General features: G+C 69.5%; 18 protein-coding genes. 5 read left to right on the top strand and 13 right to left on the bottom strand.

Annotated features, from left to right (window positions below):
- Positions 1 to 42 precede the first annotated feature (42 nt).
- From ACN20X_RS08700 to ACN20X_RS08720, 5 genes are all read right to left on the bottom strand, one after another.
- Positions 43 to 1,119 carry a FecR family protein gene (locus tag ACN20X_RS08700; RefSeq protein WP_473210474.1) on the bottom strand — a complete coding sequence of 359 codons (1,077 nt, stop codon included), beginning with the start codon at positions 1,117 to 1,119 and terminating at the stop codon, positions 43 to 45.
- Complete coding sequence (locus ACN20X_RS08705) at positions 1,116 to 1,679, bottom strand: RNA polymerase sigma factor (protein WP_016449015.1); 564 nt, start codon at positions 1,677 to 1,679, stop codon at positions 1,116 to 1,118. Before ACN20X_RS08705 ends, ACN20X_RS08700 begins: the two co-directional genes overlap by 4 nt.
- Positions 1,680 to 1,825: 146 nt before the next feature.
- A complete protein-coding gene (locus tag ACN20X_RS08710; RefSeq protein WP_473210475.1) occupies positions 1,826 to 4,351 on the bottom strand; it encodes a sensor histidine kinase in 2,526 nt (841 codons plus the stop codon).
- Between the two features lie 15 nt (positions 4,352 to 4,366).
- On the bottom strand, positions 4,367 to 4,537 hold the full coding sequence (locus tag ACN20X_RS08715; protein ID WP_016454269.1) for a hypothetical protein: 171 nt from the start codon (positions 4,535 to 4,537) through the stop codon (positions 4,367 to 4,369).
- Positions 4,537 to 4,908, bottom strand: a complete 372-nt coding sequence (locus tag ACN20X_RS08720; RefSeq protein WP_017407052.1) for a response regulator transcription factor — start codon at positions 4,906 to 4,908, stop codon at positions 4,537 to 4,539. The genes ACN20X_RS08715 and ACN20X_RS08720 overlap by 1 nt, the downstream gene beginning before the upstream one ends.
- Positions 4,909 to 5,021: 113 nt before the next feature.
- Here ACN20X_RS08720 and ACN20X_RS08725 point away from each other — a divergent pair, with 113 nt between their 5' ends.
- Positions 5,022 to 5,672, top strand: coding sequence for a response regulator (locus ACN20X_RS08725; protein ID WP_016450119.1), 651 nt, complete (start codon positions 5,022 to 5,024; stop codon positions 5,670 to 5,672).
- On the top strand, positions 5,669 to 6,469 hold the full coding sequence (locus tag ACN20X_RS08730) for an Hpt domain-containing response regulator (RefSeq protein ID WP_203399882.1): 801 nt from the start codon (positions 5,669 to 5,671) through the stop codon (positions 6,467 to 6,469). Before ACN20X_RS08725 ends, ACN20X_RS08730 begins: the two co-directional genes overlap by 4 nt.
- A gap of 24 nt (positions 6,470 to 6,493) precedes the next feature.
- Here ACN20X_RS08730 and ACN20X_RS08735 read toward each other — a convergent pair whose 3' ends face one another.
- The 5 genes from ACN20X_RS08735 to ACN20X_RS08755 all read right to left on the bottom strand — a co-directional run bounded on the left by ACN20X_RS08735 (position 6,494) and on the right by ACN20X_RS08755 (position 14,052).
- Positions 6,494 to 6,691, bottom strand: coding sequence for a hypothetical protein (locus ACN20X_RS08735; protein WP_016450117.1), 198 nt, complete (start codon positions 6,689 to 6,691; stop codon positions 6,494 to 6,496).
- Complete coding sequence (locus ACN20X_RS08740; protein WP_017407054.1) at positions 6,688 to 7,830, bottom strand: PepSY-associated TM helix domain-containing protein; 1,143 nt, start codon at positions 7,828 to 7,830, stop codon at positions 6,688 to 6,690. Before ACN20X_RS08740 ends, ACN20X_RS08735 begins: the two co-directional genes overlap by 4 nt.
- Before the next feature lie 99 nt (positions 7,831 to 7,929).
- The gene (locus ACN20X_RS08745; protein ID WP_473210476.1) at positions 7,930 to 10,098 is read right to left on the bottom strand and encodes a TonB-dependent receptor; all 2,169 of its coding nucleotides are present in this window, start codon (positions 10,096 to 10,098) and stop codon (positions 7,930 to 7,932) included.
- Positions 10,099 to 10,172: 74 nt separating this feature from the next.
- Positions 10,173 to 12,683: a TonB-dependent siderophore receptor gene (locus ACN20X_RS08750; RefSeq protein ID WP_473210477.1), complete on the bottom strand. Its 2,511-nt coding sequence runs from the start codon at positions 12,681 to 12,683 to the stop codon at positions 10,173 to 10,175.
- Positions 12,684 to 12,855: 172 nt separating this feature from the next.
- Entirely contained in the window at positions 12,856 to 14,052 is a 1,197-nt protein-coding gene (locus tag ACN20X_RS08755) for an MFS transporter (RefSeq protein ID WP_473210478.1), read from the bottom strand.
- Between the two features lie 95 nt (positions 14,053 to 14,147).
- On the opposite strand from ACN20X_RS08755, the gene ACN20X_RS08760 reads away from it, so the two are divergent.
- A complete protein-coding gene (locus tag ACN20X_RS08760; protein ID WP_473210479.1) occupies positions 14,148 to 14,735 on the top strand; it encodes a TetR/AcrR family transcriptional regulator in 588 nt (195 codons plus the stop codon).
- Here the strand turns inward: ACN20X_RS08760 and ACN20X_RS08765 are convergent.
- Positions 14,732 to 16,111, bottom strand: a complete 1,380-nt coding sequence (locus ACN20X_RS08765) for an aminotransferase-like domain-containing protein (protein WP_043781063.1) — start codon at positions 16,109 to 16,111, stop codon at positions 14,732 to 14,734. The two genes, ACN20X_RS08760 and ACN20X_RS08765, sit on opposite strands and share 4 nt — an antisense overlap.
- 123 nt (positions 16,112 to 16,234) lie before the next feature.
- On the opposite strand from ACN20X_RS08765, the gene ACN20X_RS08770 reads away from it, so the two are divergent.
- The gene (locus tag ACN20X_RS08770) at positions 16,235 to 17,098 is read left to right on the top strand and encodes a DMT family transporter (protein ID WP_012203816.1); all 864 of its coding nucleotides are present in this window, start codon (positions 16,235 to 16,237) and stop codon (positions 17,096 to 17,098) included.
- A 64-nt stretch (positions 17,099 to 17,162) separates the two neighbouring features.
- Here ACN20X_RS08770 and ACN20X_RS08775 read toward each other — a convergent pair whose 3' ends face one another.
- Positions 17,163 to 18,092 (bottom strand): tripartite tricarboxylate transporter substrate binding protein, encoded by a 930-nt coding sequence (locus ACN20X_RS08775; RefSeq protein ID WP_473210480.1) that lies wholly within the window; start codon positions 18,090 to 18,092, stop codon positions 17,163 to 17,165.
- A 3-nt stretch (positions 18,093 to 18,095) separates the two neighbouring features.
- Positions 18,096 to 19,025: a LysR family transcriptional regulator gene (locus ACN20X_RS08780; RefSeq protein WP_012203818.1), complete on the bottom strand. Its 930-nt coding sequence runs from the start codon at positions 19,023 to 19,025 to the stop codon at positions 18,096 to 18,098.
- 145 nt (positions 19,026 to 19,170) lie between these two features.
- Between ACN20X_RS08780 and ACN20X_RS08785 the strand changes: the two genes are divergently transcribed.
- On the top strand, positions 19,171 to 20,559 hold the full coding sequence (locus ACN20X_RS08785) for a hypothetical protein (protein ID WP_198818814.1): 1,389 nt from the start codon (positions 19,171 to 19,173) through the stop codon (positions 20,557 to 20,559).
- Positions 20,560 to 20,632 lie beyond the last annotated feature (73 nt).

The following is a 20,632-nucleotide window of genomic DNA, read 5'->3' on the forward strand; positions in this document are numbered from 1 at the left end:
GGGCAGCCCGCCGGATCCCTGATGTGCGTTGGCCGCTTTTTTTCAGTTTTTCCGGATTTTTTCCGGCGCCGTGCTGCGCGGGGCCAGCCAGGTGGCGCCGTCGCGCTCCTGCACGCGCACGGCGGCGATGCGCGGCAGCGCGTCCAGGAAACTCTCCACATCGGCGCGCTGCACGGCGGCCGTGATGCGCGGCCCGCCCGTGCCGTCGGCTACGGCCGCACGCACGGGCTGGCGGCGCCAGCGCGACAGCGTGGCCGCGATCTCGCCCAGCCCGGCGCTGTCGAAGACGATGAGGCCGCGTTCGATGGACGAGAAACTGTCGCGCGCATCGCGCTGCACGCGGCGGGGGCGGGGGCTGGCGTGGGCGCCATCGGCACCGGGTGCGGCACCGGGGGCGGCACCGGCGCTTTCGTCCGGCAGTTCCCCCACTTCGCCAGCCTGCAGCAGCAAGGACGGTTCTCCGTCACCACCTTTCACCGCCAAACGCACCGTTCCATGCTCCACGCCCACCCGCACCAGTCCCGGCAGGCGGTTGACGGTGAAGCGCGTGCCCAGCACGGTGATGCGGGCCTGGCCGGCGGCGATGGTGAAGGGGCGGTCTGCATCCCTGGCCACGTCGAACAGGGCCTCTCCCTGCTCCAGCACCACGGCGCGCTGGCGGCGCGTGTAGCGCGTGGCGATGCGGCTGGCCGGTCCCAGGGTCAGCACGCTGGCGTCGGGCAGGTTCAGCACGATGCGTTCGCCAATCGCACTGTCGCGGGCCAGGGCGAACACGGTGGTGTCCTGCCATTCAAGCCAGCCGCGCCATGCCAGCAGGCCCGCCGTGCCCAGGCCGGCAACGCCCAGCACGCCGCGGGTGATGATCGCGCGGCGCGCGTTGCTGCGTGTGTTGCGGCGCTGGCGTGCGGCGGTGTCCACCGCCGTGGCCAGGGCCTCGGTGCGGGGCGTGGAGTCGAAGTCCTGCCACAGCGCCTCGAAGGCGGCGTATTCGGCGGCGTGGCGCGGGTCGGCGTCCATCCAGCGGCGCCAGGCAGCGGCATCGGCGGCGCCCGGCCGCGCTCCCGCATCCCGGTGCATGCGTATGAACCAGCGCGCGGCTTCCTCGCGCGGCGTGCTCATGGCGCGAGCAGCTCGCGTGCGGCGCGCAGGTCCAGCAGGGCGCGCATCAGGTGGCGCTCCACCATGTTCAGGCTGATGCCCAGCATGGCGGCAATCTGGGGCTGGGAGTGGCCTTCCACCTTGCACAGCCAGAACACCTCGCGGCAGCGCGCAGGCAATCCCTGGATGACACGCTGCACGGCGCCCAGGCGCTGCTGCAGGTCGGCCAGCATCTCGGCCGAAGGCGCCGTGAAGGCTTCCTGCAAGGCGATTTCGTCCGCGCGTGCCACCGGGTGCTGCGCGGCGCCGGCCTCGCCTGCCAGCTCGGGCAGGGGCACGAAGCGGCGCTCATGCGCCATCTGGTCGGCCAGCACGGTGCGCGCCACCACGCGCAGGTAGGCATGCGGCTGGGCGATGCCTTCGTGCCGGCCGCTGAGGGCGTAGCGCACGAAGGCGTCATGCAGCACATCCTGCGCGCGGTGGATGCAGCGCGTGCTGCGCCAGATGGCGGGCAGCAGGCTTCCATAGGCCCAGTGCAGGTCCAGGCCCAGCCAGGCGGCAGGAGTCGGATGGCGTGTCATACAAGCAAGCGGGGAGGGAAGGCAGGCGGGCAGGGCGGGACGAAGTGCTGTCATTCTAAATGAGACTTTTTCTCATTTGTTGCCGCCCGTTTGCCACTTGTTCACCACCCGTTTGCCGGCCGCAGGCGCGCCGGCCGGCGGTGCCGCTACAGCAGCTCCGCCGGGCGCGTCTCCGATGCGCTGCGGCAGGGAAGGGTGATGCGAAACAGCGAGCCGCCCTCGGGCCGGTTGCTGGCCACGATGGTGCCGTCCATGGCGTCGATGATCTTGCGGCAGATGGCCAGCCCCAGGCCCGTGCCGCCCGAGCCGTTGCGGGTCTTGCTGGACTGCACGAAGGGCTGGAAGATCTTGTCCAGCTCCTGCGGCGGAATGCCCGGGCCCTGGTCGGAGAAGGCGATGCAGATGTCGCCCTGCCCGTCGATGCGGCCCTGCACATCGATGCGCCCGCCGATGGGCGAGAACTTGATGGCATTGGCCAGCACATTGCGCACCACCTGCTGGAAGCGCACGGGGTCGGCCTTGGCGATCAGCGGGGCGTCGTCGAGTTCGAGCCGCAGGTCGATGAGCTTGTGCTGCTGCTGCGGCTCCAGCTCGCGCACGACCGGCCGGATCAGGCTGCGCAGATCCGTGCGCTCCAGGTGGATGGTTCCCACGGCGCTGTCCAGCTTGGCCACATCGAGCAGGTCATTGACCAGGGCCAGCATGCGCTGGCCCGCCGCATGGATGTCGTTGAACATGTCGGCCATGGCGGGATTGCCGCGCGAGCGCAGGCTGCCCAGCTCGGCAAAGCCCATGATGGACTGCAGCGGGGTGCGCAGCTCATGGCTCATGTTGGCGACGAATTCCGACTTCACGCGGAAGGCCTCCTCGGCCGCGTCGCGGGCCTCGCGCGTGGCATGCTCGGCCGCGCGGAATTCGCTCACATCCACAAAGATGCTGAGCACGCCGGTGGTCTGCCCCTGGGCATCCTTGACCGCCGCCTTGGAGATCTGCACGTCGCGGTAGCTGCCGTCCACGTGGGGCAGCCGGGCCTCCAGCACCATGCGCTGGCCCGAGCGCATCACGACCTGGTTGCTGCGTATCTGCAGCAGGGCATCGTCGCGCGAGTGCAGTCCCTTGATCTCGTGGCCGAGCACGGCATAGCGGCCGCGGCCGAAGAAGTCCTCCCAGGCCTTGTTGACCAGTACCACGCGGTGGTCCGCGTCGGTGACCAGCATGGGCAGGGGCGTGGTCTCGAACAGCAGGTGCTGGAAGGCCAGCTGGGTCTGCAGCTCCTGCTGTGCCTTCCAGCGGGCCGTCACGTCCACGGCGCTGCCCGCGAAGCCCACGAGCCGGCCGTCGCGCAGCAAGGGGACGACGGCGATGTCGCAGAGTATTTCCCGGTGGCCCGGCAGCTGGAACATGGCCTGGCAGTTGCGCGGCGCCAGCCGGGCCAGGGGATCGAGCAGGGCCTGGATCTGCGCGCGGTACGGGCCGTCCACGATGTTCTCCAGCGGCTGCCCTACGGCCTCGGAGCTGGGCTGGCCGGTCAGCTGTTCCCAGCGTGCGTTCACGAAGGTCAGCAGACCCTCGCTGTCGGTGCGAAAGATCAGCTCCTGCACGCTGCGCATGAGCACGGCCATCTCATGCTCGCTGCGCGCCAGGCGTGCCTGGGCCTGCTCCATGGCCTGCTGTGCCGTCTTCTGCTCCCTGCGCGTCTTGAGCACCGACCAGCTCAGGCCCAGCACCAGGGCCAGCAGGGCCACGCCGGCCACGAAGAAGGCGAAGGCGTCATCCCTCCAGCGCGCCACCAGGGCTGCGTAGGGCTCCTCCACCACCAGCAGCAGGGGCCAGTTGCGCACGGTGCGAAACGACACGATCTCATGGGAGCCGAGCATGCCCGCGCCGATGTAGGAGCCGAATTCGCTGTGCGGCAGCCATTGCCGGAACAGCGGTGTCTGCAGCACGGCGGTCGCCTGCACGCCGGTGCCCGCATTCGTGCTGGCCAGCGGCCGGCCGTCGTAGGTCAGCAGCACGGCCTCGTAGCTGAGGATCTCCAGCGTGGCCTGGTAGAAGTTGGCCACGGCGTCGGGGTTGATCAGGGCCACCAGCACGGCGGGCATCCCGTTGTCCTGGTGAAAGCCCAGCAGCTGCGGCAGAAACGACACGCCGCGCGGCGACGGGTGCGCGCGGGGCGCCAGGGCCGACAGGCCACGGCCGGGCACCAGCCGGCCCAGCAGGGGCTTGCCGGGCACGACGACGGCGCTCTTGTCGTGCAGCAGCTCCTGCATGTCGATCTGCTGGCCGGCCTCGCCCGCCTGGGTGCTGGCCAGTATGAGTCCCTTGTCGTCGAGCAGGGCCATGCTGCGCAGGTAGGGCAGCTGGGCGATCAGCTGGGCCATGGCGGCCTCGCGCGTGCTGCGCGTGTTGCCGGCGGCCAGGATGGCGGGGTGGTGCGCCAGGCTGGACAGGGCCATTTCTGTGTTCTCGAAGGTCTTGGCCGTCTGGTCCTCCAGCACGCGCGCCAGCAGTGCGGCCTGGGACTTGCTCTGGTCGGCCTCGGCGTGCAGCTGGCTCCAGACGAAGAGCACCAGCCCGGCAAGCACGCACAGGGCAAAGGTCAGCACCAGTGCCTTGATGTGGGCGCTGCGTCCGGCACCCAGGAAATGATGCGCGGTAGCTCGATCAGACATGATGAAGATGCTCCATCAGAAATTCCGGGGCGCGACGATGGCGGTCAACCCGTCGTGCGGCACAGGAACGGGCCGGGCCGGCGCGAACGCCTGCGTCCAGTGCCAGCCGCCCGCCAGCCTGCGGCTGGACGGGCCGTCTGCCATGGACAGGTCCACGCGGCCGGTCTCCCGTGCGCGCATCATCATCAGTCGCTCCTTTCAAGGCTGGCCAGGATCTGCAGCAGCCGGGTCGGGCTGAAGGGCTTGACCAGGTATTCGTCGGCGCCCGCATTGAAGCCCGCCTCGCGGTCCTCTGCGCTGTCCCGGGCGGTGAGCAGCACCACCAGGGTATGCCGCAGATCGTAGGAGGTCTTGATGCGACAGCACACCTCCAGGCCGTCCAGCGTGCCGGGCATCATCATGTCCAGCAGCACGATATCGGGCTTGTTGCGCTGGGCCACGGCCCAGGCTTCGTCGGCGGTGGGCACCTCCATGACCTCGTAGGCGCCGGACTCCAGCGTCATGCGCAGCAGTTTGCGGATGTCGGCCTGGTCTTCGACGATCAGTATCTTCTTCATGGCGGACCTTTCACAACGCAGTTGAAGGGGGCTGCGTGAGGTTAAATCATAAATATCAAATTCATCAAATTTATATTGAATTTTTCAATCGTATTTGATGCAAAATTGCTGCCATGTCCGAGAACAGCACCCCATCAGGCCAAATTCCGCACTACACGACTGCCGAGGTGGCAAAGCTGCTGGGCATGGCCGTGCGATCGGTCCAGCTCATGGTCGATCGCGGCGAACTCGAGGCCTGGAAGACGCCCGGAGGCCATCGCCGCATTACGCGCGCTTCCGTGGAGCGCTGGCGCAGCAGGCAGGGCGAGCGCGCAGCGCCCGGGGTGCCCGGCGCACCAGCGGTGGCACAGGCGCCGGCCCCTGCCCAGGCGGGATCGGGCACCGGGCAGCGCGTGCTGCTGATCGAGGACTCCGTGCACTTCCAGAATCTGGTGCGCATGCTGGTGCAGCGTCACTTTCCCGACGTCCAGCTGCATGTGGCGAACGACGGGATCACGGGCATGGCGCTGTACGGCCAGATCCAGCCCGATGTGCTGCTGGTGGACATCCTGCTGCCCGACATCGACGGCGCCGCCCTGATCACCACCTTGCGCACCCATGAGCAGTTCGCGCGCTGCAAGCTGCTGGTGGTCACCTCGCTGGAGGCGTCAGAGCGCGAGGCCTATGCCTTCGCATTGGGCGGCGTGCGCGTGATCCACAAGCCCCAGCTGGTGCAGGAACTGCCCGAAGCGCTGGGCGGGCTGCTGGGCGGGCCGGCGGCGTGAACGCGCCCCTTCCTGCGGTCCTGCTGGTCGAGGACGATGCCTCGATTGCGCGGTTCGTTGCGCTGGCGCTGGAGGGCCTGCCCCTCACGCTGGTGTCCTGCACGAGTGCGGAGCAGGCCCAGCAACTGCTGCAAACCCAGCCCTTTGCCCTGCTGATCACCGATCTGATGCTGCCCGGCGCCTCCGGCGTGGAGCTGATCGAGTGGCTGCGCCGCTCGCCGCAGGCGGGCTGCTGCGCCGTGGTCTTCAGTGCCGGCGTGCGGGCCGATGTTGCGCTGCAGCTGGAGCAGTTGAAGGTGTGGCGCGTGCTGCTCAAGCCGGTGTCGGTGGCGCAACTGGTGGACTGCGTGGAGTCGGTGCTCCAGCAGCATGCGCCGCCTCCCCCTCCCAGGCAGGAGGCCGGGACGGGCGAGGGCGCCGATGCGCAGCCGGATGTGCGACCGGATGTGCAACCGGATGCGCCGTCGGACGCGCTCGCCATTGCCAATTTCTTTGGTGGCGACGCAGGCCTGTTCCACAGCTACCGTGACATCTGCCTTGCGCACTTGCCCGACGATATCGCCCGGATGGAGGTCCTTATCGCGGAGCAGAACGCCATGGCCCTGCGCAGGCAGGCGCACAGCCTGCAGAGCGTGTTGCGCCTGCTGGGACAGGAGCGGGCCAGCGGACTGACCAGGAGCCTGGAGCAGGCCTGCCTGGCCGGCGACTGGGCCGGTGTCACCGATGTCTGGCGGCCACTGGGCGCAGCCTTGCAGCAGCTGCTGGAAAGCGCAGGCCAGCGCGACCCGCGCGACTGAGCGCCGTGCCGGCCTGCCCCGGCTTCAGCCCGGCGGCCTGCGCCGCAGCCATCCATGCCAGATCCCTGCCGCCGTGGGAACGGCCAGGCAGACGCCGGCCAGCATGTCGCCAAGGCCGCCGTCGCTGAACAGGGCCGAGACCAGGCCGATGGCCGTCAGCACGCCCAGCGCGATGGGCCAGCCCCAGAGTGCGAGAAAGCCCCGGTGTCGCGCGCCGCTCATGCCGAGACCTCCTTGCCGCGCGGCGCGGGCTGCGGGGCCGGCACGCTCTTGCCCTTGTTGACCCACAAGTACAGGCCGGTGCCCAGCACGATGATGCTGGCGATGTCCAGCAGCGCCCAGAGGATCTGCATGGCCCGCCCGCCGTAGTCGCCGAAGTGCAGCGGCTGGGACACCAGCAGCGCCGTCAGATACCAGGGCAGGGCGGGCGCGGCCGTGACCTGGGCGGTCCTGGCGTCCACCAGCACGGGCAGGAACAGGCGCGAGGTCAGGGGCTCGTTGCCGCGCAGGAAGAAGGTGTGGTGGTGGGGGCTGGAGAACGTGGTGCCGGGGAAGGCGATGAAGTACAGCCTGGTGCCCGGCACCTGCTGCTGGGCGGCCTGCAGCGATTGCTGCAGCGAGGCGCGCTCCGCCACCGGCACCGTGTCCTGGCCCTGGTAGGGCGCCAGCACGCTGCTGAGCTGGTCATGCTGCCAGTACTTGATCAGCAGGTCGGCCCAGGTATTGATCATGCCGGTGGCGCCCACCACGAACAGCCATACCAGGGTGACGATGCCCAGCAGGTTGTGCAGGTCCAGCCACTTCAGGCGCGGCTGGCGCGTGCGGCGCACGGTGCCGAAATCGAGCTTGCGCATGAAGGGCGCGTACAGCACCACGCCGCTGACGATGGCGATCAGCAGCAGCAGCCCCATGAAGCCCAGGAACAGCTTGCCCGGCAGCCCCGCGAACAGGTCCACGTGCAGCTTGAACATGACCCACATGAAGCCCTGGTCGAAGCGCGGCTGGGCCAGCAGCTCGGCCGTGCGCGCATCGATGACCACGGAGCGGAAATCGTCCGTGGGCGCCGGCGTGGGCGTCATGGTGACGAACCAGAGGTCGGCGGTGTCGTCGGACTTGGAGACGAACTGCACCACGCGGTCCGGGTGCTGGGCGCGGGCCACCTCCAGCACCTTGTCCAGGCTGGCATGGGGCGTGCCCTGGGGCATGGGCGGGGCCTCCACCTCGGTGCCCAGCAGGTGGCCGATTTCGTGGTGGAAGATCAGCGGAAGGCCGGTCAGGCACAGCAGCAGCATGAAGACGGTGCAGACCAGGCTGCTCCATTTGTGCAACCAGGCCCAGGTCTTGATCGTGTGGCTTTGCATGGGGTGTTCTTTTCTCTGACAGAAGGGGGCCTGGGGCCCCCGCCATCACCGCGCCCCGGCGCCATGCCGGGGGCGGGGCGGTTGCCGGTGGCCGGTGGCTTAGAAGTCCACTTGTGCCGACAGCATCAGCGTGCGCGGCGCGCCCGTGGTGGTGTAGCCGGCGGCAGTCACCCAGTAGCTCTTGTTGCTGACGTTCTCCAGGCTGGCGCGCAGCACCACCGGCTTGCCGGCCACGTGGGTGCGCAGGCGTGCGCCCAGGTCCAGGCGTGTCCAGCCGGGCATGCGCAGGATGTTGGCCGCGTCGTAGTACATGGACGAGGTGTGGATCACGCGGCCGTTCAGGCTCAGGCCCTCCACCCAGGGCGTATCCCAGTCCAGGCCCAGGTTGAAGGTGCGGTCGGGCACGCCGTTGGCATCGTTGCCCTGGTTCACGCCGCCTGCCGTGCGCGAGAGCTTGGCGTTGTTGAAGGCTGCGCTGGCCAGCAGGCGCAGGCCCTTGTGGATCTCGCCGTAGGCGGTCAGCTCCAGGCCGCGGTTGCGCGTCTCGCCGCCGAAGCTGTAGACATTGGTCACCGGGTCCGTCATGGAGCCCGGGCGCTGGATCTGGTAGAGCGCGGCCTGCGTGGTCATGCGGCCCCAGTCCACCTTCACGCCGACCTCGTACTGCTTGGACTTCTGCGGCGCGAACACCTGGCCGGCATTGGCCGTGTTGGGCCCGGCCGTGCCGCCTGCCGACAGGCCCGCCGTGTAGTTGGCGTAGACCGCGACATGGTTCTGCGGCTTGAACACCACGCCGGCCAGCGGCGTCACGGCGCTGGCCTTGTACAGCGTGGTGCCGCTGGCGTTCTTCTGGTCTATGGTCTGGTCGCGCAGGCCCACGGTCACCAGCAGGCGGTCGCTGAACAGCGCCATGGTGTCGGCCAGCGCCAGGCTGTGCTGCGTCAGCTCGGCGTTCTTGGTGGGCGCGCCGCGCACGAAGTCGATGGCAGGCAGGGGCGACGGGTTGTAGATGTTGGAGGGGACGGCTTTGGTGGTCAGCTGGTAGAAGTAGCCGCTCTCGCGGTCCATGTAGTTGGCCGCTGCCACCACGGTGTGGCCGATGGCGCCGGTCTTGAAGCGTGTGCGCAGGCCCACGTCGGCCGAGGTGGTCTTGTTGAACTCGTCGTAGAAGCCGTTGCGCACGGTGAAGTTGCCCAGCGAGTCGATGCGCTGCACGGCCGTGGGAAAGCTCTGGTCGCTGGACACATCGCTGTAGCCCACGCCGCCGTAGACGGAGGTGTTGGCGTTGATGTCGTATTCCACGCGCGAGATCACGGTCTTGGCCTTGTCCAGCAGTTCCGTGCCCGGGTTGAAGTTGGTGCGGCTGTCGGGCACGGCGGGCACCTGGGTGATGCCGGCCAGGAAGGCGCTTTGCGGGCGGAACTCCGTGGTCTTGCCGCTGGTGGTCAGCGCGTCCAGCGACCAGCGCAGGCCCTGGCCTTCGTAGTCCAGGCCCACCGAGGCCAGGCCCAGGCGCTGGCGGCCGCCGTCGATGTTGCCTTCGCCGTTGCGCCACACGCCGTTCACGCGCACGCCCCACTGGTTGTCTTCGCCAAAGCGGCGGCCCACGTCCAGGTGGGTGCCGAACTGGGCCTTGCCCATGTAGGTGGCGGTCAGGCGGTTCAACGGCACGTCGCCCGCGCGCTTGGTCACCACGTTGATGCTGCCGCCGATGCTGCCGCTGGGACCCACGCCATTGGTCAGCGAGCCGGGGCCCTTGAGCACTTCCACGCGCTCGATCACCTCCAGCGGCAGGCGCGTGGAGGGCGACAGGCCGTACAGGCCGTTCACCGACACATCGCGCATGGACAGGGAAAAGCCCCGCACCTGGAAGTCATCGCCATAGCCGCCGCGCGCCTGCAGGGTGCGCACCGAGGCGTCGTTCATCACCACGTCGGCGATGGTCAGCGCCTGCTGGTTCTCGATCAGCTCCGAGGTGTAGTTGGTCGTGCTGAAGGGCACGTTCATCTGGTCGGTCTTGCCGAGGATGCCCAGGTCGCCGCCGCGCGCGATCTGGCCGCCGGCATAGGTCTTTTGCAGTCCGCCGATGGCCTCGGCCTGGTCGCTCACCGTCACCTCCTTGAGGGCCGGGCCCTCGGCCGTCTGGGCCGCCACGCCCACGGCGGCCAGGGCCAGGCCGGCGCCCAGGCATTGGCGGATCAGGCGCGTGAGGGGATGGGGAGCGAAGCGGAAGTCCGCAGGAGTGCTGTGGTGCGTCATGGCAGTCATGTGCAAAGGTTGGAAAAACCGGGAAGAAAAGCCGGGAAGAAAAGCCGGGAGGGGAGGGCAGGCCGGCCGTGGCCCTAGAAGCGCGCGCGCAGCGACACCGTCACGTTGCGCGGATCGCCGTAGTAGTTGTTGAAGTAGGTGCTGTTGGGCGAGAACTTGGCGTAGTAGCGCTTGTCCAGCAGGTTGCTCACGTTCAGCTGCAGCGAGTAGGTGTCGTCCAGGCGGTAGGCCAGCAGCGCGTCAAAAAGCGCATAGCCACCCTGGCGGGTGGTGACATCGCCCACGCTGGCGTAGGCATCGCTTTGCAGCCGCACGCCGGCGCCTGCGGTCCATCCCTGCAAGGGCCCCTTGAAGCGGTGGCTGGCAAACAGGCGCAGCGCATGGCGCGGGTCCACGGGCCGCAGCGGCTGGCCCACGTTGGCCTCGGAGGCGTCGCGCAGGTACCTGGCGTGGGTGTAGGTATAGCCGGCCAGCACCTGCCAGCCCGGCGCGGGCTCGCCGGACAGCTCCAGCTCCCAGCCCTGGCTGCGGCTCTTGCCGCCGGCCATGAAGCAGTGGCTGGTCGGGTACCACGGCAGGCAGGGCATGGCCGATGCCGTGTCCTGCATGGCGCTGCCCACGCGCTGGATGCGGAACAATGACACGCTGGCCTGCAGCCGGCCGTCCATGAAACTGCCCTTGAGCCCGGCCTCCAGGTCCTCGCCCCGGGCGGGCGCCAGGATGCTGCCATCGGCGGCCTTCTTGTCCTGGGGGCTGAAGATCTCGCTGTAGCTGGCATAGGCGTCGAGCGTGTCCGACAGCGCATGCACCAGGCCCGCATAGGGCGTCAGCTCGCGGCGCACGCTGTAGCCGCTTTGGGCATTGCCGGGCTCGAGATAGCTCCACCAGCTCAGGCGCGCGCCGGCAATGGCGGTGAGCGAGTCGGTCAGCGACAGCCGGGCCCGCGCGAATCCGCCGTACTGGTGGATGTGGGACACGGGCGATGAATAGGCGTTGCCGTTGCCCTCGCTGTAGAACGGCTCGGGGTAGCTGGTGTATGGATTCCAGCCGCGGATGTCCACATTGCGCAGCGGGCTCACGCCCCAGTAGCCCGTGGCGCCCGTGCTGCGGATGCGCTGCAGGTCGGCGCCCAGCGACAGCTCGTGCCTGCGGCCCAGGGCCTCGAAGGGGCCGCTGGCCAGCAGGCTCAGCGCGTTCTGCGTGCTGCCGTCGCCGCCATAGATGGAGGTGCTCACGTCGAACAGGTAGGGATTGCTGTCGCTGGCCCTGGAAAACGAGGTCTGCTTGAACCCGTCCGACCGAAAGCGCGTGTGCGCCGCCTGGGCCTTCAGTTGCCAGCCGCTGTCCAGCCGGTGCTCCAGCTCGGCAAAGGCCTGCTGGTTGTGGCGGTCCCAGGTATTCCAGGGCGTGCCCAGGTAGGTGCTGCGCGGCAGGCCGAGCTGGCTGCCGTCGGCGGCGGCGGGCAGGCCGCCCCAGGAGCCCGTGGCCTGCAGGTCCGTGTGCTGCAGGCCGGCCGTGAGCGTGGTGCGCGGCCCCAGGTCCGCCTCCAGCACGCCGTACAGGCCCAGGCGCTTTTCCTTGCGCGCGGTCTGGAACGATGCCTTGTCGTCCGCCAGCGCCACCAGCCGGCCGCGCAGCGTGCCGGCTGCGTTCAGCGGGCCGGACAGGTCGGCCTCCATGCGCTGGCGGTCCCAGGAACCCAGCGTCAGCGCGGCCGAGCCCTGCCATTGCGCCGTGGGCCGCTTGCGCACCATGTTCACCATGGCCGAGGGCGAGCCCGCGCCACGCAGCAGGCCCGTGGCGCCGCGCAGCACCTCCACGCGGTCCAGCATGGCCGTATCGGGCTGGATGAAGGTGGAGGCCGAGGCCACCTGGTTCACATTGAGCCCGTCCACCTGCAGCGAATCGATCTGGTAGCCGCGCGAGTAGTAGGCGATGCGCTCGCTGTCGATGTACTCCACCGTCACGCCCGGCGTGTGCTGCAGCACGGCATGCAGGTCGGGCAGGGCCTGCTCGTCCAGCCACTGGCGCGTGAGCACGGTCACGGGCTGCGGGATGTCGCGCACCGACTGAAGCCCCTTGTAGCCCGTGACCAGGCTGGCGGCATAGCTGTCCGAGGTTTCGGTCGTTGCACTGGCCGGCGCCGTGGCCCGGACGTTGACGGTGCCCAGCATCTGGCCGCCCGTGCCCGAGGCGGCCGCTGGCAGGGGCCGCAGCGTATAGACGCCGCCGGACTCGCGCACGGCCTGCAGCGCCGTGCCCTCCAGCAGCCTCGCAAAACCATCGTCCACGGCATAGCGGCCCTGCAGGCCCGGCGACTGCCGCCGACCCAGTTGGGCCGCATCGAACGACAGCGCCACACCGGCCTGGTTGGCGTACTGGGCGATCACATGCGCGAGAGGTCCGGCGGCAACGGAAAAGCTGCGCTGCGCCGCCTGGGCTGACGACGCCGCCCGGGAGGGGGCCGGCGCCGCAGCGGCCAGCAGCAGCGCGATTGCCAGCAGCACGGCGCTGCCCCTGGACGCACGCCACCCCGGGGCGGCGGGGCAGCCGTGCTGGGGCTGTCGGGAGTGCGGGCGTGGCATGGTGGCTGGGAAAAGTGGCGTGACTCCCCGTATGCCGAACAAGCCATGCCCATCCTGCAAGTTCGGCTGGACTTTTTTTTGCGCTGCCGCTGAGATTTCCCTCGTTGCTTTCTGTTTATAACCAGGTGGAGTAAGGCTGGATTGCTATGGTTTTATTTTTCCAGCCAACGCATCAGGACAACACCACCGGCCTGGGCTGGCGCGTCCCCGCCAGCGCCAGGCCCGCGAACAGCATCAGCATCAGGCCGTAGGCATAGGTGACCGGCAACAGGCCGAAGCGCGCGGTGGCCATGCCCGCCGCGATGGCCGGCACGCTGAACGCCAGGTAGCTGGCGATGTAGATGGCCGAGATCAGGGCGCCGCGCTCGTGCGGCTCGGCCAGCGGGATCACGCTGCGCAGCGCGCCCTGGAAGCCCACGCCGAAGCCCGCGCCCGCCACCACTGATGCCCCCAGCACCAGGGGCAGGCTTTGCAGATGGGCGCCGACCAGCAGCAGGGCCACCCCGGCCAGCAGGCCGCTGCCGCCGAACTGCAGCATGGCGCGCGGCGCGCGGCTGCGCAGCGTCCAGATGGCGGCGGCGGCGCTCAGCGTGTTGATGCACACGGCAAAGCTGGCCGCGACCTCCGAGCCCGTGACCGAGCGGATCATCGAAGGGCCCAGCGACAGGTAAAAGCCCCCCAGCGCCCACACCGTGATGCTCATGGGCAGCACGCGCATGAAGTCGGCCCGGGCCTGGCCCGGAATGCGCACGCGCGGGCGCATGGCGGCCACCGCGCCGGGGCGGCGCGCGCCCGTCTCGGGCAGCACGGCCATGGCGGCGGCCACGGCCACGAAGATCAGCGCCATGAGCCAGAACACCAGGCCCAGCTGCTGGCGCCACAGCTGCGCGAACTCGCCCGCCACGACAATGCCCGCCGCCATGCCGACCATGGGCGCCATGGTGCTCACCAGCGTGCCGCGCTCGCGGTGCAGGTCCAGCAGCGCCGCGCCCATGGCCGCACTGGCCATGCCGGTGGCAAAGCCCTGCAGCACGCGCGCCAGCACCAGGGCCTGCACGTCGCCCGCGCGGGCGAACACCGCCAGCGAGACGATCTCCAGCACCAGCGCCGCCAGGATCACGGGCTTGCGGCCCAGGTGATCCGACAGCGCGCCCGTGGTGAGCAGGGCCAGCAGCAGGCTCAGCGCATAGACCGCGAAGACCAGGGTCAGCATGCCCGAGGAAAAGCCCCAGTCATGCTGGTAGAGCCGGTACAGCGGCGTGGGCGCGCTGGAGGCGGCGAAGAAGCTGCCCAGGCCGAAGGCCAGGACGGCCAGGCTGCGGCCGGGCCGGGCAGCGGGAGTGGAGTTGGATGGTTGCAGTACCGACATGGTTAAGAGCCCTGCTGCACAATTAATGCAAAGTTTTTGCGTTAGCGAATTCTGCGCTTGTACGCTGCTAACGCAAATTTTTAGCTTTAATAACCATGAGCACGCAAGTCCCATCCCTTTCCAAAACAGGCGGTCCCGCCCGTCCCGGCGGACGCAGCGCGCGCATCCAGGCCACGGTCTACCAGACCGTCAAGGGCCTGCTGGGAACCATGCCGCGCGAGGAACTGAGCTTTCCGCTCATCGCCGCCCAGGCGGGCGTGACGCCGTCCACCCTCTACCGGCGCTGGGGCGACATACAGCAGCTGCTGGCCGATGTGGCCGTGGAAATCATCCGGCCCACAGCGCCGCCGCTGGACACGGGCACGCTGGAGGGCGACCTGCTGGCCTGGGCCGAGCAGTTCCTGGAGGAATCGGCCTCGCCGCTGGGCCGCACCATGCTGCGCGACATGGCCGCCGCAGCGGGCAACGAGCACACGCCCTGCGCCTGCGTGGAAATCCTGCGCGGGCAACTGGCGCAGATCGGCGAGCGCGCAGCGCGGCGTGGCGAGGCGATGCCCGCTGCGGACACCCTGATCGACGCGCTGGCCGCGCCCATCGTCTACCGCGTGCTGTTCGATCTGCCGCCGTCCCTGGAACACGTGCAGGCACGGGTGCGGGGCCTGCTGCAGGCTGAAACGGCCTAGCCCTTCAGCGCCCGCGCCAGCACCTCGAAGATCCGCGCATCCGAGCACTGCGCCACATTGAAGCGCAGGAAGTCGCCTGCGCTCTGCGACTGGCTGAAGGCATTGCCGGGCGCCAGCACCACGCCATCTTCCAGGCAGGTGCGTGCAAGCGCCGTGGCATCCATGCCCCCGGGCAACTGGCACCACAGGAACATGCCGGCCTGCGGCACCAGCCAGGGCTTCATGCCCAGGGCCTGCAGCCGCGCGGCCGTGCGTTCCATCTCCTGCGCCAGCCGCAGCCGCACGGACTCCATGTGCCTGCGGTAGCCGCTGTCGGTCAGCGTGCGCAGCACGATGTCGGCGGCCATGCGCCCGCCGCCGAAGTTGGTGGCGATCTTCAGGTCCGCCAGGTCCTGCGTCCAGTCGGGCCGCGCCGCGATGAAGCCGCAGCGCAGCGAGGCCGACACCGTCTTGGAGAAGCTGCCGATCTGGATCACGCGCGACAGGCCGTCGAAGGCCGCCAGCCGGGGCGCCGCATGGGTCTCCAGGTCGCAGAAGATGTCGTCCTCCACGATCACCAGGTCCGAGCTGTCGGCCAGCTTCAGGATGCGGTGCGCCACCAGTGGCGACAGAGTGGCGCCCGTCGGGTTGTGGATGGCCGAATTGGTGATGTACAGGCGTGGCGAATGTGCCTGCAGCGCGTCGGCGAACCGGGCCACGTCGGGCCCCTGCGGCGTGTAGGGCACGCTCACGGCCTGCACGCGGTGCGCCTTGAGCAGCGCATGGAAATTGAAATAGCAGGGGTCGTCGATCAGCACCGTATCGCCGGGCTCCAGCAGGAAACGGCAGACCAGGTCGATGGAGTGCGTGCCCGACTCCGTCAGCAGGATCTGCTCGGGCGAGGTCTCCAGCCCCATGGCGGCCATGCGCCGCGCCAGCAGGCGGCGCAGTGCCGGGTGGCCCAGCGGCGTTGCGTACTCCGTCAGCTCCAGCGTGCCCGAGCGCGCCAGGGAGCGCAGCGCGCGGCGCACGCCTTCCTCGTACAGCCATGAAGGAGGCAGCCAGCCGCAGCCCGGCTTGAGCGCGTGGGCATCTGCCTGCAGCGACTGGCGGGCCAGCCACAGGGGGTCGACCTCCCTGTCCACGCGCGGCCCGATACCGCCCAGCGCCAGCGGTGCCACCGGCCCCGCCACATAAAAGCCCGAGCCCGGGCGCGAGACGATCACCCCCTCGGCCGCCAGCCGCTCATAGGCCTCCACCACCGTGGACACCGACACCTGCATGGCCTGCGCCTGCGCGCGCACCGAGGGCAGGCGCGTGCCGGGCAGGTAGGTGCGCGCGGCGATGCGCGACTGGATCTCTTCCATCACCGCCTGGATGCGTGTGCCGCTGCGCATGGCTGCTCTTTCTTCTGTAGTGGTTTTGTGTGCATAACAGTTCTTTTGAATTGTATTGGACTGTCTATGGAAGATCCAGCCGTGCAATGGCCCACTTCCCGCTGCAAACCAAGGAGTTTTTTGATGGACAAGACAAGCAGCGGGTGGATCAACGGATTCATCGGCGTGGCGATCTTTGCGGGATCGCTGCCGGCCACCCGCGTGGCGGTCGCCGACCTGGACCCCACCTTCCTGACCTGTGCGCGCGCCAGCATCGCGGCATTGCTGGCCCTGGCCATGCTGCTGGCGCTGCGCCAGCCCCGGCCCGCGCGCGCCGACATGCCTTCGCTGGCGCTGAGCGCGCTGGGCGGCGTGGTGGGCTTTCCGCTGCTGACCGCGCTGGCGCTGCAGTACGTCACCTCGGCGCATTCCATCGTCTTCGTGGGCCTGCTGCCCCTGTCCACAGCGGTGTTTGCCGTGCTGCGCGGCGGCGAGCGCCCGCGCCCGGCCTTCTGGCTGTTCTCGCTGGCGGGCGCGGCCTTCGTGGCCGGCTATGCGGCCGTGGGCGGGGCCGGGGGCTCGCTGCGCGGCGATCTGCTGATGCTGGCCGCCATCATCGTCTGCGGCCTGGGCTATGCCGAGGGCGCGCGCCTGTCGCGCACGCTGGGCGGCTGGCAGGTCATCAGCTGGTCGCTGGTGCTGGCCCTGCCCGTCATGCTGCCGGCCGCCCTGCTCAGCATGCCGGCATCGCTGGCCGATGTGGGCCGGCCCGCATGGCTGGGCCTGGCCTATGTCTCGCTGTTCAGCATGCTCATCGGCTTTGTGTTCTGGTACCGGGGCCTGGCCCAGGGCGGCATTGCGGCCGTGGGCCAGATCCAGCTGCTGCAGCCCTTCATGGGCCTGGGCCTGGCGGCCCTGCTGCTGCACGAGCAGGTGAGCTGGGGCATGGTGCTGGTCACCATGGCGGCCGTGGTCTGCGTGGCCGGGGCGAAGAAGTACGCGCGCTGAGCCCGTCCGGCGTGGTGCAGGGCGTGGTGCGGGAGCGTGGTGCGGGGGGAGCGATGCAGGGCGGTCAGCGCCCGGCCTCGCGCATCACCTGCTGCGCGAACTCTGCGGCCGAACCCTCGAACGGCTGGTTGCTGGCCGCCTCCAGCCGGCTGCGGATGGCCGGCGCGCGCAGCGCCTGGGCCACCGCGGCATTGATGCGCTGGGCCAGCGCTGGCGCCATCTGCGGCGGCGCGAACAGGCCGAACAGCGAATCCAGGTTGGCCTGCGCATGGCCCAGCTGCGCCAGCGTGGGCACATCGGGCAGGGCCGCCAGCCGCTTCGGCGCGCCCACGGCCAGGGCCTTGAGGCGGCCCGCGCGCAGCGCCTGCAATTGCAGCGGCGCCACATTGGTGGACAGCAGCTCGAAATGCCCGGCCAGCGCATCGTTGAGCTGCTGGCCCCCGCCCTTGTAGGGCACATGCACGATGGGAATGCGCGTGGCCTGCTCTATGCGCTGCAGCACGGCGTGGCCCGTCGTGCCCTCGCCCGTGGTGGCCCAGCGTATGCCGCCGGGCATGCCGCGCGCCTCGGCCAGCATGCCTTCGAAATCTGCGGCCTTCAGCGCCGGCGTGCCCACCAGCAGCATGGGCGTGCGCATCACGCCAGCCACGGGCGTCACGGAGGCTGCGGCCAGGCCCACGGCGGTGGCGGCGGCAAAGACCAGGGTGCGGCCGTCGGGCGCGCTGCGCGCCAGCAGCTCCAGCGCCACGGTGCCGCTGGCGCCGGGGCGGTTGTCCACGATCACGGCCGTGCCCCATTGCTGCGCCAGTTGCTCGGCCAGGGCGCGCGCCACCATGTCGCTGACACCGCCTGCGGGGTAGGCCACCACGATCCGAACGCTGGCGCCCGGCCAGGCGGACCGGGCCGGCCATGCCTGGGCGGGCCAGGCCAGCGCGCAGGCACCCGCCGCCAGCAGGGCGCGCCGGCCGGTATCGGTGCCTTGGGGTGCCCGCATGCCTCAGCCGCCCGGCGCCTGGTGGCGCTGTGCCAGCTCGCGCGCCAGGGCGATGAAGGTGGCCGCAGGTCCTGCGCCGCCGGTTTCCGTGCCGGCCTCGCGGTGCACCAGGGTGAGCGGGGCGCTCAGCCGCACGGCGGGCTCGAAGGCGCGGTAGACCACGGCCTCAGGATGGGCGCCGCGCACCGAGGCCGGCACGATGGACAGGCCCACGCCCGCCGCCACCAGGTTCACATTGGTCATCATGCGTTCCACCTCGGCGGCCACCTCCACCTGTACCTTGTGCCGGGCGCACAGCGCCAGCAGGTTCGCATACAGCCCCGGCGCGCCCGTGCGCCGCACAAGGATCAGGCGCTCGCCATCGAGCTGCCTGAGCGCCACGGGCCGCGATGCATCGCGCGCCAGCCGGTGGTCCACGGGAATGGCCAGCAGCGCGGGCTCCTGCAGCAGCGTCTCGAACACCAGGCCTTCGGGCCGGGCCACCGGCACGCGCAGAAAGCCGCAGTGCATGCGCCCGGCCTGCACGGCCTCGGTGATCTCGGCGGCATTGTTCTCGCTCACATCCAGCGCAATGTCGGGATGGCGGCCACGGCACAGGCGCAGCACCTCGGGCGTGAAGGCATGGGCCGCCGCCGAGCTGGTGAAGCCCACATGGATGCGCCCGCGCTCGCCGCGCGCAAAGGCCTGCATGCGGTCGCGCATGGCGGTGAAGTCGGCCAGCAGCCGCGTGGCCTCGCCCTGCAGCTCCAGGCCCGCGTCGGTCAGGTCCACGCCCTTGGGGTGGCGCCGGAACAGGGCAATGCCCAGCTCCTCCTCCAGCGCGCGGATCTGCTGCGACAGCGGCGGCTGCTGCATGCCCAGCAGCTCGGCCGCGCGCGTGATGTGGCCGGTATCGGCCACGGCCAGGAAGTAACGGAGATGGCGCAGTTCCATATATGTGAAAAGTATCCAGCCGATATCCTAAAAATCTTTGAAATATTGGACAAGCCTCTACAGAATCCCATCCAGTCACCGATGCGACCGCTTGTCGCGGCGCGGCAGGTGACTTCCAACAAGAAGCCAAGACAGGAGACAAGACATGCAAGCATCCGCGTATTTCCCCCTGCGTCCCGCCAGCGCCTCGCTGCTGGCCGCGCTCGCCCTGGCCGGCTGCGGCGGCGGCTCGGCCGTGCTGCACGGGCCGGTCACCTCCATCGAGACCGCTCCCAAGAGCACGGCCTGCCCCGCCGAAATTCCTGCGGGCATCAGCTGCTGGGCCGGGCAGGACTCCAAGGGCGCCTACTACCTGATCGCCAAGCCCGCGCAGTGGAACGGCACCCTCGTGCTGCACGCCCACGGCGGCCCGGACCTGGCCGCGCCCACCGCCGACCGTGCGGCCGAAGACCTGGTGCGCTGGTCCATCATGGTGCGCGCAGGCTATGCCTGGGCCGGCTCCACCTACCGCCAGGGCGGCGTGGAAGTGCGCGCCGCCGCCGAGGACACCGAGCGCCTGCGCGGCATCTTCCGCCAGCATGTGGCCAAGCCGCAGCGCACCATCCTGCACGGCCAGTCCTGGGGGGCGGGCGTGGCCGCCAAGGGCGCGGAAATGTTCAACGAGCAGACCGTGGGCGAGCGCCCCTACGACGGCGTGCTGCTGACCAGCGGTGTGCTGGGCGGCGGCACCCATGCCTATGACTTCCGCACCGACCTGCGCGTGGTCTACCAGTACCTGTGCGGCAACCACCCGCGCCCCAATGAGCCGCAGTACGCGCTCAACCTGGGCCTGCCCGCAGATGCCAAGATGCGCCAGGCCGACGTGGCCCTGCGCGTGAACGAATGCCTGGCGCTGGACAAGCCCGCCGCCCAGCGCACGGCCGCGCAGCAGGCGAAGATCGACACCATCACCAAGGTCATCAAGATCCCCGAAAGCGCCATCCAGTCGCACATGAACTGGGGCACCATGCACTTCCAGGACATCTCGGCCAAGCGCACGGGCGGCGCCAGCCCCTTCGGCAACGAGGGTGCGGTCTATGCGGGCTCGGCCGACGATGCCGCGCTCAATGCCGGCGTGCTGCGCTACCGCGCCGACCCTGCGGCCTACCGCAAGTTCGCCGATGACACCGACCCCGTGGGCAAGATTGGCGTGCCGGTCCTCTCGGCCAAGTGGATCAGCGACCCCACGGCCTTCGTGGAGCTGGATGCGCGGTTTCGTGCGGTGATGCAGCAAGGGGGCAGTGGAGACCGGCTGGTGCAGACCTTTACGCGGCAGGGGACGCACAGCTATATCAGCGATGCGACCTATCCCACGTTGATGACTGCGTTGATGCAGTGGGTGGAGGCGGGGGTGAAGCCGACTGCGGCTGGGATTGCTGCGGCCTGTTCTGCTAATGAGGCCAAGTTTGGGGTGGGGTGCAGTTTTGATGCGGCTTATGTGCCGGCTTCTTTGACTACTCGTGTGCCTGAGAGGCAGCGGCCTTCTTTGCAGTGAGCGGGTTTTTGACCCTGCCGGGTGGTATTTTTTCGAAGCCGGGTCTCGGCCCGGCAGCCGACCTCCTTTTCTT

Source organism: Delftia sp. PX-1 (assembly GCF_055797465.1).